The 14,841-nt window shown below is 69.0% G+C and carries 11 protein-coding genes; all 11 read left to right on the top strand.

Going from position 1 to position 14,841, the window contains the following annotated elements:
• Positions 1-9: 9 nt before the first annotated feature.
• The 11 genes from pcaDC to ACFHYQ_RS09450 all read left to right on the top strand — a co-directional run bounded on the left by pcaDC (position 10) and on the right by ACFHYQ_RS09450 (position 14,825).
• Positions 10-1,200: a bifunctional 3-oxoadipate enol-lactonase/4-carboxymuconolactone decarboxylase PcaDC gene (gene pcaDC, locus ACFHYQ_RS09500; protein ID WP_394300728.1), complete on the top strand. Its 1,191-nt coding sequence runs from the start codon at positions 10-12 to the stop codon at positions 1,198-1,200.
• Positions 1,200-2,372, top strand: a complete 1,173-nt coding sequence (locus ACFHYQ_RS09495) for a 4-hydroxybenzoate 3-monooxygenase (RefSeq protein WP_394300727.1) — start codon at positions 1,200-1,202, stop codon at positions 2,370-2,372. The genes pcaDC and ACFHYQ_RS09495 overlap by 1 nt, the downstream gene beginning before the upstream one ends.
• 462 nt (positions 2,373-2,834) lie before the next feature.
• Positions 2,835-4,994 carry a putative bifunctional diguanylate cyclase/phosphodiesterase gene (locus ACFHYQ_RS09490; protein ID WP_394300726.1) on the top strand — a complete coding sequence of 720 codons (2,160 nt, stop codon included), beginning with the start codon at positions 2,835-2,837 and terminating at the stop codon, positions 4,992-4,994.
• Positions 4,995-5,128: 134 nt separating this feature from the next.
• Positions 5,129-5,428, top strand: a complete 300-nt coding sequence (gatC, locus tag ACFHYQ_RS09485; protein WP_394300725.1) for an Asp-tRNA(Asn)/Glu-tRNA(Gln) amidotransferase subunit GatC — start codon at positions 5,129-5,131, stop codon at positions 5,426-5,428.
• Positions 5,425-6,915 carry an Asp-tRNA(Asn)/Glu-tRNA(Gln) amidotransferase subunit GatA gene (gene gatA, locus ACFHYQ_RS09480; RefSeq protein WP_394300724.1) on the top strand — a complete coding sequence of 497 codons (1,491 nt, stop codon included), beginning with the start codon at positions 5,425-5,427 and terminating at the stop codon, positions 6,913-6,915. The genes gatC and gatA overlap by 4 nt, the downstream gene beginning before the upstream one ends.
• 24 nt (positions 6,916-6,939) lie before the next feature.
• Positions 6,940-8,142, top strand: a complete 1,203-nt coding sequence (locus ACFHYQ_RS09475; protein WP_394300723.1) for an AAA family ATPase — start codon at positions 6,940-6,942, stop codon at positions 8,140-8,142.
• Positions 8,139-8,738 carry a hypothetical protein gene (locus ACFHYQ_RS09470; RefSeq protein WP_394300722.1) on the top strand — a complete coding sequence of 200 codons (600 nt, stop codon included), beginning with the start codon at positions 8,139-8,141 and terminating at the stop codon, positions 8,736-8,738. The genes ACFHYQ_RS09475 and ACFHYQ_RS09470 overlap by 4 nt, the downstream gene beginning before the upstream one ends.
• 79 nt (positions 8,739-8,817) lie before the next feature.
• Positions 8,818-10,137: an AAA family ATPase gene (locus tag ACFHYQ_RS09465; protein ID WP_394300721.1), complete on the top strand. Its 1,320-nt coding sequence runs from the start codon at positions 8,818-8,820 to the stop codon at positions 10,135-10,137.
• A complete protein-coding gene (locus ACFHYQ_RS09460; RefSeq protein ID WP_394300720.1) occupies positions 10,134-10,787 on the top strand; it encodes a DUF4276 family protein in 654 nt (217 codons plus the stop codon). The genes ACFHYQ_RS09465 and ACFHYQ_RS09460 overlap by 4 nt, the downstream gene beginning before the upstream one ends.
• A gap of 80 nt (positions 10,788-10,867) precedes the next feature.
• The gene (gatB, locus tag ACFHYQ_RS09455) at positions 10,868-12,373 is read left to right on the top strand and encodes an Asp-tRNA(Asn)/Glu-tRNA(Gln) amidotransferase subunit GatB (RefSeq protein ID WP_394300867.1); all 1,506 of its coding nucleotides are present in this window, start codon (positions 10,868-10,870) and stop codon (positions 12,371-12,373) included.
• 610 nt (positions 12,374-12,983) lie between these two features.
• Positions 12,984-14,825 carry a VanW family protein gene (locus tag ACFHYQ_RS09450; protein ID WP_394300719.1) on the top strand — a complete coding sequence of 614 codons (1,842 nt, stop codon included), beginning with the start codon at positions 12,984-12,986 and terminating at the stop codon, positions 14,823-14,825.
• Positions 14,826-14,841 lie beyond the last annotated feature (16 nt).

Raw genomic sequence — 14,841 nt, 5'->3', positions numbered from 1 at the left:
GGAGAGACGATGACGGGCATGCTTCACCACCGGGTCGACGGGCCCTCGCCCGAGGACCGTTACCTGCCGCTACTGCTGGGCCCCTCGATGGGGACGTCCCTGGCCGTGTGGGACCCCCAGGTGCCCGCGCTGGCCCGGGACCGGCGGGTGATCCGCTGGGACCTGCCCGGACACGGCGGATCACCGGCGGACGTGGTGGACACCACCCCGGGTGCGACCACGATCGCCGATCTGGGGCGGCTCGTGCTCGCGCTGGCCGACTCCCTCGGCGTCGATCGCTTCGACTACGCGGGGATCTCGGTCGGCGGCGGGGTCGGCGCCTGGCTCGCCCTACATCACCCCGAGCGCGTCGCCTCGCTCGCCATGGTCTGCTCGTCGGCGCGCTTCGGCGAGCCCCCGGCCTGGCACGAGCGGGCGGCCCTGGTCCGGGCCGAGGGCACGGCCCCGCTCGTCGACATGAGCGCCACCCGATGGTTCACTCCGGGCTTTCCGAGCTTTCCGGGGTCCCGCGCGGCGGCGCTGCTGGACGATCTGCGCGCGGCCGACCCCGCCGGTTACGCCGCCGGCTGTGACGCGCTCGCCTCCTACGACCTGCGCGGTGACCTGGCGCGCATCGCCGTACCCACCCTTGTGGTCGCGGGGCGGGACGACCCCGCGACCACGCCGGCACACGCCCGCGAACTGGCCGACGGCATCCCCGGCGCGTCGCTCGTCGAGGTCGCCCGCGCCGCGCACCTCGCCAACGTCGAGCGCCCGGCGCCGGTGCTCGCCGCCATGCTCGAACATCTCGCGTCCGCCGCCGCTGAAGCGCCTCCCCGCGACGACGCCTCCCGGCACGCCGCGGGCATGGCCGTACGGCGGGCGGTGCTGGGGGACCGGCACGTGGACCGGGCCGTCGCGGGCACCACCGACTTCACCGCGCCCTTCCAGGACTTCATCACCCGCTATGCCTGGGGGGAGATCTGGACCCGCCCCGGACTGAGCCGCCGGACCCGCAGCTGCATCACGTTGACGGCCCTGGTGGCGCGCGGCCACCACGACGAGCTCGGCCTGCACGTGCGGGCCGCGCTGCGGAACGGTCTCACGCCCGAGGAGATCAGGGAGGTCCTGCTCCAGACGGCCGTCTACTGCGGGGTTCCCGCCGCCAACTCGGCGTTCGCGGTCGCCGACCGGATTCTGAGCGAAGAAAGGGAAGGCTGATGCACACCACTGTCGGCATCATCGGCGGCGGCCCGGCCGGGCTGCTCCTCGCCCGGCTGCTGCACCTCGCCGGCATCGACAGCGTCGTACTGGAGAGCCGCGACCGGGCCTACGTCGAGCAGCGCCAGCGTGCCGGCATCCTGGAGCAGGGCGCGGTCGACGTGCTGCGCGAGTGCGGCGCGGGGGAGCGGATGGACCGGGAGGGTCTCGTCCACGACGGCATCGAGCTGCGCTTCGACCGCCGCTCGCACCGGATCGACTTCCCCTCGCTCACCGGTGGTCGGCGCGTGATGGTCTACGCGCAGACCGAGGTCGTCAAGGACCTGATCGCCCTGCAGTTCCGGCAGGGGGGCGGCCCGCTGCTGTTCGAGGCGCAGGCCCGGGCGGTGACCGGCATCGATACCGATCGACCTGCCGTCCACTTCACCCACGAGGGCGGTGAGCGTACGCTCACCTGTGACTATGTGATCGGCTGCGACGGCTTCCACGGCATCACCCGGGCCGCCATGCCGGATCTCGCCACCTATGAGCGGACTTATCCGTACTCGTGGCTCGGCATCATGGCCGACGTGCCGCCGTCATGCGATGAGCTGATCTACGCGCACTCCGAGCGGGGCTTCGCGCTGCACAGCATGCGCTCCACCACGGTGAGCCGCATCTACCTCCAGGTCCCGAACGGCACGGACCCGGCGCAGTGGCCCGACGAGCGGATCTGGGACGAGCTCGACGCCAGGTTCGCGGTCGACGGCGACTGGAAGCTGGAACGCGGCCCGATCACCGCCAAGTCCGTGCTGCCGATGCGCAGCTTCGTCGCCGAGCCGATGCGGCACGGCCGGGTCTTCCTGGCCGGTGACGCCGCGCACATCGTGCCGCCGACGGGGGCCAAGGGCCTGAACCTCGCGTTCAGCGACGTCGTCGTCCTCGCCAGGGCCTTCGCCCACCTGCACGCGACCGGGTCGGCGGAACTGCTCGACGCCTACTCGGCCACCTGTCTGCGGCGGGCCTGGCGGGCCGAGCACTTCTCCTACTTCATGACGACGACGCTGCATACCGATCCGGCCCAGTCGCCGTTCGACACCCGGCTGCAGCTCTCCCAGCTCGATCGCATCGCGACCAGTACGGCGGCCGCCACCGAACTGGCGGAGAACTACACCGGCCTGCCGATCGGCTGAGGAGTGCTCACCACCGCAGGAGGGCGCCGATGCCGACCGCCTCGCTGAGCACGTCGCGTCCTGAGCCGAGACCAGGATGACGCCGGTCGGCAGTCCTTCGTCGAGCAGTTCCAGCAACGGGTGAATGAAGGGCCCGTCGTCCAGCACGATGCGGTTGGGCACCCGTATCTGGCTGTCCAGGCGGAGGACCCAGTAGCCGGTCAGCCCGGCGAACGTGATGCGGCCGCGACCGGGCTCGGAGCCCCTTGTCGTCGAGCTGTTCGATAGCTCGGGTTGGTGACGGTGACGTTGGATCCGCCGGTCTTGTCGTGGGCCTGAAACTTTCAGCTCTGCCCGATCGCTGGACGGCCCATGAGGGCGCATCTCCCGAAATCTCCGGTAACGGACGGTACGCAACCGGTTTCGCGAAGTGGCCCAGAGGCCGTACCCTCCCATAGTGACCTCTTGGGGGGTTTCTTACTCATGACGCAATCTCGCAGTCTTCTGCCGTTTGCCGCTTTCCCGCGTAGTCTCCGGCCCGTGCCCGAGATCGGCGGGATCGCGAGTCCGAATCCGGGCCCGCTGGACACCCGGGACACGGGTCCACGCCCGGGTTCTCCTCTGTGGGCCTACCTCACCGTGGTCACCGCGGCGGGCATCCTGGCGCTGGTGATCGCGCAGGTGAGGCCCGGCCTCGGCGGACTGGTGGAGGTCGCCCGGACGCCGCTGCTGTGGCTGGTCCTGGTGCTCGTCGTGCTGGGCGAGCTGCGGCCGGTCATGGTCAACTCCTCCGCATCCCTGGTCGGGGGCACCCCCACCTCGACGATGTTCACCTTCGCCGCGCTCATGCACTACGACCTTCCGACGGCGGCGCTGATGCAGGCCGTGGCGGTGATCGTCACCGGGTTGGCGCATCACAGGGCCTGGCACCGCATCCTGTTCAACCTCGCCATGGTGACGCTGGCGTGCACCGCGGCCGCCGTGGTGCTGGGCGCGTTCGGCATCCACCCGAGCCCCGGCTCGCCGTGGGTTCCCGACGGCGCCGGCATCCCCGCGATCGTGCTGGCGGGTCTGGCGTACTTCATGGTCCGCGGCTGGCTCGTGTGCGGCGCCGTGGCGCTGCACGAGCGCAGGCCGGTCGGCCGGGTGATCCGGTCCTCGATCGGCCCGCAGTCCCTCGGATACGGCGCGCTGCTCGGTCTCGCGCCGCTCGTAGCCGTCGTGATGGAGCACTCGCCGGCCCTGATCCCCCTGTTCATCGCGCCGCTGATCGCCATCTACTTCACCACCACGCTCTCGCTGCGCCGCGATCACCAGGCCACCCACGACGGTCTCACCAGCCTGCCCAACCGGAAGATGCTGATCCTGCGCACGGAGGAGGCGCTGGCCGAGGCCGGACAAGACGAGAGGGTCGGCCTGCTGCTGCTTGATCTGGACAGGTTCAAGGAGGTCAACGACACGCTCGGCCACCCGGTGGGCGACCGCCTGCTCCAGATCGTGGCGCACCGCCTCACCCACAGCGTGCGGCCGGGCGACGTGGTGGCCCGGCTCGGCGGCGACGAGTTCGCCGTGCTGCTGCCCTCCATCAGGGACGCCCATGCGGCGAAGGAGGTCGCCTCGCGGCTGCGGGTGGCGCTGACGGAACCGGTGCGCCTGGAGGGAATGACCTTCGACATCGACGCCTCGGTCGGCATCGCCCTCTACCCCGATCACGCGCCGGACTTCGAACTGCTGCTGCAACGTTCCGACGTGGCGATGTACCTGGCCAAGGAGGGCCGTACCGGTGTGGAGTTCTATCTGCCGGACAAGGACCGCAACTCGCCCGAGCGGCTCAGCCTGCTGGGCGACCTGCGCCAGGCACTCGACGGCGGGGAACTGGCTCTCCACTACCAGCCCAAGGTGAGCCTGGCCGACGGGCGGGTCGAGAGCATGGAGGCGCTGCTGCGCTGGTGGCATCCGGCGCGCGGCCTGGTTTCTCCGGCTGATTTCATCCCGCTCGCCGAGCAGTCCTACCTGATGCGCGAAATCACCCGGTACGTCATCCAACGGGCGCTGGAGCAGGCGGACCGGTGGTGGCGCGACGGCATCGAGGTGCCGATCTCGGTCAACGTGTCGGCGCGCGACCTGCTCGACTCCAGCCTCCCCGAGCAGTTGGAAGCCGGTCTGAGCGAGTTCGGCCTGCCGCCGGCGGCGATCCGGCTCGAGGTGACCGAACGCATCCTGATGACCGATCAGGCCTACACGGCGGACGCGGTACACACGCTGGCCAAGCTCGGCGTTCAGCTCGCGCTCGACGACTTCGGCACCGGTTACTCCTCCCTGGTGCGCCTGCAGCGGCTGCCGGTCTCGGAGGTGAAGATCGACGCGTCGTTCATCCGGCGGGTCGGCGAATCGGCCGACGACGAGCGCATCGTCCAGTCGATCATCGATCTGGTCCGCTCCCTCGGGCTGCACTCGGTCGCCGAGGGGGTCGAGTCGTCGGAGGTCGCGGCCCAACTGCACGAGATGGGCTGCCACGCGGGACAGGGCTGGTGGCTGGCCAAACCGATGCCTCCCGACGAGGCGACGGTCTGGCTGCGCACTCGCCTGAGCGAGGCGTTCATCGAACGTCCCAAAGACCCCGCCCGGCTCGCCTCGCGCTGACCTCGCACGTCCGTACGGCTCGTGCCGTATGTCGTGTCGGGCGGAACGCCGGAGCGGACGCGTCGGCCCAGGCGAGCCCTAGGATGGGAAGGTCCAAGGTCCATTCTCCATCCATGAAACGGGTTCGACGACTCATGTCCGCCATAACCCGCGATGAGGTCGCTCACCTCGCCCGGCTGTCCCGGTTGGCGCTGGCCGACGACGAGCTCGACCACTTCGCAGCCCAGCTCGACCAGATCGTCGGCGCGGTCGCCCGCGTTTCCGAGGTGGCGGCCGAGGACATCCCGCCGTCCTCGCACGCGCTGCCGCTGACCAATGTGTTCCGTCCCGATGAGGTACGGCCCGGCCTCACGCCCGAGGGGGCGCTGTCCGGTGCGCCCGCCGTCGAGGAGGATCGCTTCCGCGTGCCGCGGATCCTGGGGGAGGAAGCATGAGCCTGATCCAGCAGACCGCGGCCGAGCTGGGCCGCCTGGTCGCCTCCCGCGAGGCGTCCGCCGTCGAGGTCGCCCAGGCGCACCTCGACCGCATCGCCGCCGTCGACGGCGAGATCAACGCGTTCCTGCACGTCGAAGCGGAGTCGGTGCTCGCCCAGGCCCGCGCCGTCGACGAGCGGCTCGCCCGGGGCGAGCGGCTGGGCCCGCTGGCGGGCGTGCCGGTGGCGCACAAGGACGTGTTCACCACATCCGACATGCCGACCACGGCCGGTTCGAAGATCCTCGAAGGGTGGCGGCCGCCGTACGACGCGACCGTGACCCGCCGCCTCCGCGAGGCCGGGCTGGTCATCCTGGGCAAGACCAACCTGGACGAGTTCGCGATGGGCTCCTCCACGGAGAACTCGGCCTACGGAGTGACCCGCAACCCGTGGGACAGGTCCCGCATCCCCGGCGGCTCGTCGGGCGGCTCATCGGCCGCCGTTTCGGCGTACGAGGCGCCGCTGTCGACCGGCACGGACACGGGCGGCTCGATCCGCCAGCCGGCCGCCGTGACGGGCATCGTCGGCATGAAGCCGACCTACGGCGGCTCGTCACGGTACGGTCTGATCGCGTTCGCGTCGTCGCTGGACACGCCCGGGCCGTTCGCGCGCAACGTGCTCGACGCCGCGCTGCTGCAGGAGGCGTTCTCCGGCCACGACCCGCTCGACTCGACGTCGATCGACGCGGCGGTCCCGCCGCTGGTCGAGGCCGCGCGGCAGGCGGACGTCGCCGGTCTGCGGGTCGGCGTGGTCAAGGAGTTCGGCGGCGAGGGCTACCAGGCGGGTGTCCTGGCCCGATTCCATGAGGCCGTCGAACTGCTGGAGTCCCTCGGCGCCAAGGTCGTCGAGGTCTCCTGCCCGTCGTTCGCGTACGCACTGCCGGCGTACTACCTGATCGCGCCGTCCGAGTGCTCGTCCAACCTGGCCCGGTTCGACGCGATGCGGTACGGCCTGCGCGTCGGCGACGACGGCACGCGCAGCGCGGAGGAGGTCATGGCGCTGACCCGGGCGGCCGGATTCGGCCCCGAGGTCAAGCGGCGCATCATGCTCGGCACCTACGCCTTGTCGTCGGGCTACTACGACGCCTACTACGGGCAGGCGCAGAAGGTCCGCACGCTGATCATGCGGGACTTCGAGGCGGCCTTCCACCAGGTCGACGTGCTGGTGTCGCCGACGACGCCGACGACGGCGTTCCCGATCGGGGAGCGGGCCGACGACCCGATGGCCATGTACCTCGCCGACCTGTGCACGATCCCGAGCAACCTGGCCGGCAACGCGGCGATCTCCGTGCCGTGCGGCCTCGCCGACGAGGACGGCCTGCCTGTCGGGCTGCAGATCATGGCCCCGGTGCTGGGCGACGACCGGTGCTACCGGGTCGGCGCCGCCGTGGAGAAGGCGTACGAGAGCCGGTGGGGCGGCCCGCTGCTGGCCAAGGCCCCCGCGCTCTAGCTCCGAGGGGAGGGGAACGGCGGCGTGATCACCCGCATCGAGATCGACGGCTTCAAGTCCTTCCTGGACTTCCAGCTCGACATCCCGCCGTTCCTGCTGATCGTCGGCCGTAACGGGTCGGGAAAGTCTAATCTGTTCGACGCGCTCCGCTTCATGTCCGACGTGGTGCGCAACGGCGTGCAGGATGCCCTGCTGGGACAGCCCAGAGGGGTAGCGCGCGACCTGTTCCACAGAGATGAGACGGGGCAGGTCGCGGACGAGATGCGGATCGTCATCGGTATGATCGCCGCATCTCCCTATGGTCCGCTCGCACTGCGCTGCGGGGTGCGGTTCCGATGGGAGAACGGCGCGCCTGCGGCGCGCTATGCAGCGGTCTGGGCGAGCGAACTGGAGAATGTGGGGTGGGTCGACCGCTGGCGCACCGGTGATGCCGTGCGGGAGACACTTCGCAGCTCTCGGGATGCCTATCTCGCCGACGGCAATCCCGACTACGTACCGTTCACAGCCGGCCCGGACTCCCTTCTGCTGTCCCTCCTCAGGGGAGAGTCCGCCACGTGGCCGCCGCTTGCGCTCGATCCCGCGGTCATGCGGACGCCGGCGCAGGCTCCGGACCGGCGGCCACTGCAGACGTCTGGCGAGAACCTCGCAGCGGTGCTGTACCGGCTGCTGGGTGAGGACAGGCTGTGGCGGGTCGGAGTCGATCTGGCGGCGATCATTCCGGGTGTGAGCGAGATCGTAAGCGTGTTCGACTCGCGCAGGCAGGAGGCCGATTTCGACGTCGTGTTCCGGGAGGGAGCCCGCACTCCGCCTCCGTTGCTCTCCGACGGCACGCTCCGTGCGATCGCCCTCCTCACCGCATTGCACGACAAGGACTCGGGTTCCACCCTGGCTATCGAGGAGGTCGAGAACGGCCTGCACCCCAGCAGGATCGGCGAGCTGGTCCGTCGGCTGCGTCGGGAGGTTTCAGATCCCTCTTCCGACATCTTCGATCCGTTGACACGGCAGGTGCTGCTCACCACCCACTCGCCGGTCCTGCTGTCCGAGTTCCGTACGGACTTCTCTGGTTCAGTGGTGTTCTTCGATCCGGTTCTGAGAGTGAGTCAAGGGAAGGCGCCGTCCACCGTCACGGTCGCTCGTCCAGTAGCGGAATCCGGCGAGAAGGGGACCTACGTTTCCCCACGGCAGGTCCGGCAGGTCCTGTCATACGTGCAGCAGGACACGTTGTGAGCCGTCCACTGGTCCCGGGTCTGATCGCCGAGGGGAGAAGCGACGAACTGTTCTTGGCGCCCCTCATCCAGCGGCAGTTGAGGGCTTTCCTGACGTCCGCATCGCTCAAACACGACGTCGAATTGATGGAGGTCGAGGTCGCCGAGATTCGAACCGTCGCCGATCAGATGCGTGTACGCGAAGAGGTCGAGAGGCTGGCCGATGGGTGCCACATCGTCTTCATCCATCACGATCACAGGGAGCGATCCAAAGCGGACAAGCTGCTGACGCTCGAATGCTGGGACAAGACGGTGCGGCCGGTGGTACTCGTACCCAAAATCGAGACCGAGGCGTGGATGCTCGCCGACGCGGAGGCCTTCCGCGAGGTCAGGGGAGCGAATGTGAACGTGCTCCCAACTCTGCCGAAGGCAGTGGAGGGGGTCAAAGATCCCAAGGTCGTGCTCAGGCAGGTGGTAGTCGGCACGGGCATGGAAGACGACGACTGCCGTTCCTCGCTGGCGCGACACGTTGATCTGAAGAAACTGGCGGCTGTTCCGGCCTACAGGATGTGGTTGGACGAGACTCAGCAAGCTCTGAAGGGACTTGGTTACCTGTGAGCAGCAGATCTGTCCGGCTCGCTGTCGGGGGTCAAGGCTCCCGCACTCTAGATGTTCTTCCGAGAGGAGGAACGGTGGCGTGATCACCCGCATCGAGATCGACGGCTTCAAGTCCTTCGAGGACTTTTCGCTGGATCTGCCGCCATTCCTCGTGCTCATCGGCACCAACGCCAGCGGCAAGTCGAACCTGTTGGACGCATTGCGATTCCTTGCTGTTCTCGCTCATGGTGACCTGTATGACGCGATAGAGGCAGTGCGTGGCGACGCCGTCGGGCTCTTCCGAAGACGTGGTGACGGCACCAGTACCGGTACCATGCGCTTCGCGATTGAGATGATCACGACCTTCGAGCAAAGGCCGCCCATACGTGCGCTGCTGGAACAGGCCGAAGAGCAGCGGCGACGGTTCGGTACATGCTGGCGCTACGAGCTGACGATCAGCTTGGAGGCCGATGGCCTGTCTCCGAGGATCGCTGACGAGTCCATCGTTCCTCTCCCCACCGAGAGGGGGGACCGGTGCCCGCTCAACGCCTCTCCTGCGTGGCGCGAGGCTCACGTCCGGCCCGGAAACCAGGTGCCCGAGTTCCGGAGTCTCAGCGAAATAAGAGAGCTCGCGGGGCTGAGCCCGACGCAAAGCGCCCTGGGGATGAAGCAAGCTGGATCGGTTGTCCGAGGAGTGGGTAGCGAGCTGCGCTCGATCGCTGCCTTCCAGCTGGAGGACGCGGCGCTTCGGCGACTGAGCGTCCTGGGCGGCCGCCCAGAGTTGCTGCCGAATGGTGAAGGGCTGCCCGCCTACCTGGCGCGGCTCCGTAAGTCGAGCGCCTCGGACGGCGACCCCGAGGGAGTGCTCGCGGATATCCGTGCCGACCTGGTGCGGATTGTCCGCGAAGTGACCTCCTTCCACGTCGTCGAGGACAGGGTGCGCCGAGATATTCGGATCGAGTTCGAAGGCCGCCACATCCCCAGGTTCGGGGCGGACGTGGCGTCCGACGGAACGCTGCGCGTGTTGGCATTGCTGGCCGCGCTGAACGACCCGGACCGCTCCGGTGTCGTCGCGATAGAGGAGCCGGAAAACGGCGTGTTCCCAGAGCGGCTACGGGAGCTGTTGGCCACGATGCGGCGACTGGTCAGCGACCCCGCGTGGGACGACTTGTCCTGGCCGCTGCGGCAGGCCCTGGTGACCAGCCACTCGCCTGTCGTCCTGGACGCCGTCCCCCGGGAGAACATCGTCTTCCTGGACAATGTCACAAAAATCGAAGACGGGGTCGCTTCCCGGATCACTCGAGCAAGACGGCTGGTGGAGCCGGGCCGCCCAGCCAGGCCGCCGGGGGAGGAGGTCCCGCGCGTGACGGAGGGCGAACTCGACCAGTTTCGCGCGGGACTGGAGACCGTCTCGCCATGAGGTACCTCACCTGCGTGCTGGTATGCGAAGGGGTCTCAGACCGGTGGGTCCTGCCCGTCCTGCTGCAACGGGCGACGGATCAGCTCTGCGGAGAGGCGTGCCTGGAGGCTGTGGAGATCGCGGAAATACGCTGTCTCTCTGTCGATCATCAACGCCCTGAGATGGTTGTGGAGGCGGTAGGCCGCGAGCGCGGTTCCTTCGATCTCCTGTTCTACCATCATGACGGTTTTCCGCGGAGGAAGGCCGCAGACAAGATTGAAGCCGTGCGTCGGGCTCTGGTGGAGTCCGGCACGGATGAGCCGCTCGTGCCCGTGGTGCCGGTGAAGGAGACCGAGGCGTGGCTGATCGCGGACCCCGATGCGCTGGCGGACGTGCTCTCGGTGCCGCTGTCCAAGGTCTGCGAGCTGGTTCCGGGCAGACCGGACCTGATCGAAGATCAGGACGACCCCAAGAGGGTGCTGGTCGAGGTGCTGGGCTCGATCGTCCGTCGGCACCGCCGCACTCGGCCGGACGGGGCTGAGGTGGAGCGCTACTTCACGGCGTTGGCCGAGAGCATCGACATTGACCGGTTGAGGAAGGTGCCAGCGTTCGCCGCTTGGCGGCACGCGATGGAGAACGCCCTCCAGGTGTTGGGCTATCGCCGTGTATGACAGGACCACCAGGAAGCATTCGCATCCGGGCCTCAACAGCCCGGATTAGACGATCTGAAAGACAAGAGGGCTGGTTGACGATGACTACCGAGACGCTGATGCCGTACGACGAGGCGCTGGAGCGCTTCGAGCCGGTGCTGGGGCTGGAGACGCACGTCGAGCTGGGCACCGGATCGAAGATGTTCTGCGGCTGCTCCACGACGTTCGGCGCGCCGCCGAACACGCAGGTCTGCCCGGTGTGCCTCGCGCTGCCCGGCTCGCTGCCGGTGGCCAATGCCGAGGCGATCGCGTCGACGATCCGGATCGGCCTCGCGCTGAACTGCTCGATCGCGACCTGGTGCCGGTTCGCCCGGAAGAACTACTTCTATCCGGACATGCCGAAGAACTACCAGATCAGCCAGTACGACGAGCCGCTGTGCGTCGACGGCTACCTGGACGTCGAGGTGGAGGGGAAGATCGTCCGGGTCGAGATCGAGCGGGTCCACCTGGAGGAGGACACCGGCAAGTCGACCCACGTCGGCGGCGCCACCGGGCGGATCCACGGCGCGGACTACTCGATCGTCGACTACAACCGGGCCGGCATCCCGCTCGTGGAGATCGTCACCAAGCCGATCCCGGGCACCGACCGGCTCGCCCCCGAGATCGCCAAGGCGTACGTCACCGAACTGCGCGAGGTCATGCGCTCGCTCGGCGTCTCCGACGTCCGCATGGAGCAGGGCTCGCTGCGCTGCGACGTGAACGTCTCCCTGATGCCGCGCGGAGAGGCGGAATGGGGCACCCGCACCGAGACCAAGAACGTCAACTCGCTGCGCAGCGTCGAGCGCGCGGTCCGGGGCGAGATCGAGCGCCAGGCCGCCGTCCTCGCCGAGGGCGGCAGGATCGTCCAGGAGACCCGCCACTTCCACGAGGACACCGGCCAGACGACCTCCGGCCGCTCGAAGGAGGAGGCGCAGGACTACCGGTACTTCCCCGAGCCCGATCTGCTGCCGATGGCGCCCGACCCGGCGTGGGTCGCCTCGCTGAAGGCCGCGCTGCCGGAGCTGCCGTCCGTACGGCGTAAGCGCCTCCAGCAGGAGTGGGGCGTGTCCGACCTGGACATGGCCGCCATGCACAACGCCGACGCGATCGACCTGGTCGAGGCCACGGTCGCGGCGGGCGCTCCGGCCGCGGACGCCCGCAAGTGGTGGATGGGCGAGTTGGCCCGGCGGGCCAACGAGTCCGGTACGGCCCTGGCCGACCTGTCGATCACTCCCGCGGACGTGGCGAAGGTGACCGAACTGGTCGCCTCCGGGGCGCTGAACGACAAGCTGGCACGCCAGGTTCTCGAGGGCGTGCTGGCCGGTGAGGGCAGCCCCGACGAGGTCGTCGAGAAGCGCGGCCTGCGCATCGTCAGCGACGAGGGCGAGTTGTCGGCGATCATCGACCAGGTGTTGGCGGATAACGCCGACGCGGCGGACAAGGTGCGCGGCGGGAAGATCGCGGCGGTGGGAGCCCTGGTGGGCGGTGTCATGAAGGCCAGCCGCGGCAAGGCCGACGCCGGTCGGGCCCGTGAGCTCATCCTGGAGAAGCTCGGCGTCCAGAGCTAACCCCCTCCCGTGATCTTGCGAATTCTCGCAAAGAGGCGCCTTGACCTGCCCGAACAGGCTTTGTGATCTTGCAGATACTCGCAGGTGGGCCGTCTGACCTGCGTCTAGGTGTTCCGTGATCTTGCACTTGGAAGTGCAAGATCACGGACGGTGTTTTCGCTGATCAGGGGAGGGGACTGCGAGAAACTGCAAGATCACGAACGAGAAGTGCCTGCTCCTGGCGTTGCGTGCGAGTATTCGCAAGATCACGGCCTGGGTGGGGTGGGGGTGGGGGTGGGGGGTGGCAACGTGGGGGGCTGATGTGTGTCCAGAGGAGGGTGCTTTACGGTTAACTGAAGGAAATTTGCCCCGAGCTGGAGGAGACCGAGGCGTGCGGAACGCCGGAGCGTCAATCGATCCGCCGTCGGATCCGTTCGCGGCGGCGACGCCGTCGGCAGCCACGCCCGTTCCCGAGCCTGCCCCGGCTACGTCTGCCGAGCCGGATCCGCCGGCCGGGCCCGTGACCACGCCGCGGGGTGCGGCTTCCGTTCCGTCATCGTCGTCCAAATCGTCGTCCACGGCGGAGAGGAAGCATCCGGTACGCCCCGGCTCGGCGTCGCTACCCCGCGGAGTGTCGGCCGACATCTTCGGTGACCGCACGCCGCACCCGGTCACGCCCGTCCGGTCCGACCACCAGAACAGCCTGCCGCCGCCCCCGCCGACCGTGGAACCATGGCCCGTCGCCGACAGGACGGTGCGCGAGGAGCCCCCACCGCCTGTGCTCGACCCTGATCCAGAGCCGAAGAGCGCCCTTTTCCGTTACATCCTGGTCGGCGTGATCGGCCTGCTTCTTCTCGCCTATCTGGTGCCGGCCTTCGTGATGACGGGGCGGATCCTGCCCGGCACCACCGTCCTCGGCGTCGACATCGGCGGGCAGACCAGGGATCAGGCGGCCAAGGATCTGCGTGAGAGGCTGTACGCCCAGACCAGAACGCCGATCACCGTACGGCAGGGCACCCGGCGGCTCACGGTCAATCCGCAGGACGCCGGCCTGAGCCTCGACGTGGGGGCCACGCTGGCGCGGGTGAAGACGGGGTTCCCCAGCCCGGTGGAGGTCTGGAACGCGCTGACCGGCGGCCGGGAGATCCGGCCGGTGACCTCGGTTCACCGGCCGACCCTGGCCGCCGCGGTGAACGAGGAGATCGTCTCGGTCGTGGAGAGCCCGGGCCGGGAAGGGGGCGTCGAGTTCCGGGGACTCACCCCGGTTCCCGTGTATCCGAGGGTCGGCTATCGGATCGACCGGGAGACGGTCGCCCGGCAGATCGAGAAGGCCTACCTCGCCCCGGAGGTCACGGTTTCCGTGGTGACCCAGGTGGACCGGCCGAAGATCTCCAGAGCCGAGGTGCGACGCGCGCTGGACTGGGCCAGGCAGGCGGTCGCCGCGCCGCTCACGCTCACCGACGGGGTGACCTCCGTCCAGCTTCCGCCCGCCATGATCGCGGACCACCTCACCTTCGTGCCCGATCACGGCGCCCTGCGTCCGGCGTTCGACGCGCGACATGCGCTCGCCGGACTGGAACGGCAAGCCGCGGGGCGGTGGTTCATCGATCGGAGGGAGGCGGCCAGGGACGCGACCTTCGTGATCGCCGGCGGCGGGCCGCGACTCGTTCACGCCCGGCCGGGCAAACGCATCGACACCGAGCGGTTGGCCGCCGACGTGATCAGTGCCCTCGACGGCGGCGGCAGCCGCACTGTCCGAGTGCCGACGGCCTATGGGCCGCCCCTCGTCTCGGATGAGGACGCGTCGAAGACGGGGATCAAGGAGGAGATCGCCAGGTTCACCGTTCCCAATGCCTGCTGCTCGCCGAGCACCGACAACGTCGGCGCCGCCGCCCGGCTCGTGAACAACCGCCTGGTCGGGCCGGGGGAGACGTTCTCGCTGAACCAGGTCCTCGGCAGGCGGGACGCCGCGTCGGGGTTCGGCGGCGTGGCGAGTGCGACGATGATCCGCGGGCAGAGCGGAACGGACGTGCCCGGGATCTCCTCGTTCGCCACGGCGATGCTGAACGCCGTGGTGCGCGCGGGATTGGAGGTGGTCGACTACGTGCCGCCGGATGTCCATCAGCCGGGGGCTCCAGTCGGTCTGGAGGCCGCCGTCTCCTCCCCGCTGCCGGACCTGAAGTGGCGGAACGACTCGCCCCACGGCGTGCTGGTCCAGGCGTACGTCACCAAACGCGCGTTGCGGATCGTGCTCTGGAGCACCAAACGGTTCGATGTGGAACTCCAGGGACCGGTCACCGGTGCCACCACGCATCTCACCCCCGTCAGCGGAGCAGGCGGCGCCTGCGTTCCCACCCCCGGCCAGGACGGATTCACCGCCCAGGTGACGCGTGTCCTGCGGCAGAACGGCACCATCGTGCGCCGGCAGGAGTTCCGGACCGTGTACGAGCCCCGCGCCGAGGTGATCTGCTGAACACGACCTGGCCCGG

This window comes from Sphaerimonospora cavernae, from assembly GCF_042435035.1.
Taxonomy (GTDB): domain Bacteria; phylum Actinomycetota; class Actinomycetes; order Streptosporangiales; family Streptosporangiaceae; genus Sphaerimonospora; species Sphaerimonospora cavernae.
The sequence above is the reverse complement of the archived record's forward strand: the minus strand, read 5'-3'. Positions and strand labels throughout refer to the sequence as shown.

Bases quoted from the DNA above. Each gene is read 5' to 3' on its own strand.
- pcaDC (WP_394300728.1), top strand. From the start codon at position 10: ATGACGGGCATGCTTCACCACCGGGTCGACGGGCCCTCGCCCGAGGAC.
- ACFHYQ_RS09495 (WP_394300727.1), top strand. From the start codon at position 1,200: ATGCACACCACTGTCGGCATCATCGGCGGCGGCCCGGCCGGGCTGCTC.
- ACFHYQ_RS09490 (WP_394300726.1), top strand. From the start codon at position 2,835: ATGACGCAATCTCGCAGTCTTCTGCCGTTTGCCGCTTTCCCGCGTAGT.
- gatC (WP_394300725.1), top strand. From the start codon at position 5,129: ATGTCCGCCATAACCCGCGATGAGGTCGCTCACCTCGCCCGGCTGTCC.
- gatA (WP_394300724.1), top strand. From the start codon at position 5,425: ATGAGCCTGATCCAGCAGACCGCGGCCGAGCTGGGCCGCCTGGTCGCC.
- ACFHYQ_RS09460 (WP_394300720.1), top strand. From the start codon at position 10,134: ATGAGGTACCTCACCTGCGTGCTGGTATGCGAAGGGGTCTCAGACCGG.
- gatB (WP_394300867.1), top strand. From the start codon at position 10,868: ATGACTACCGAGACGCTGATGCCGTACGACGAGGCGCTGGAGCGCTTC.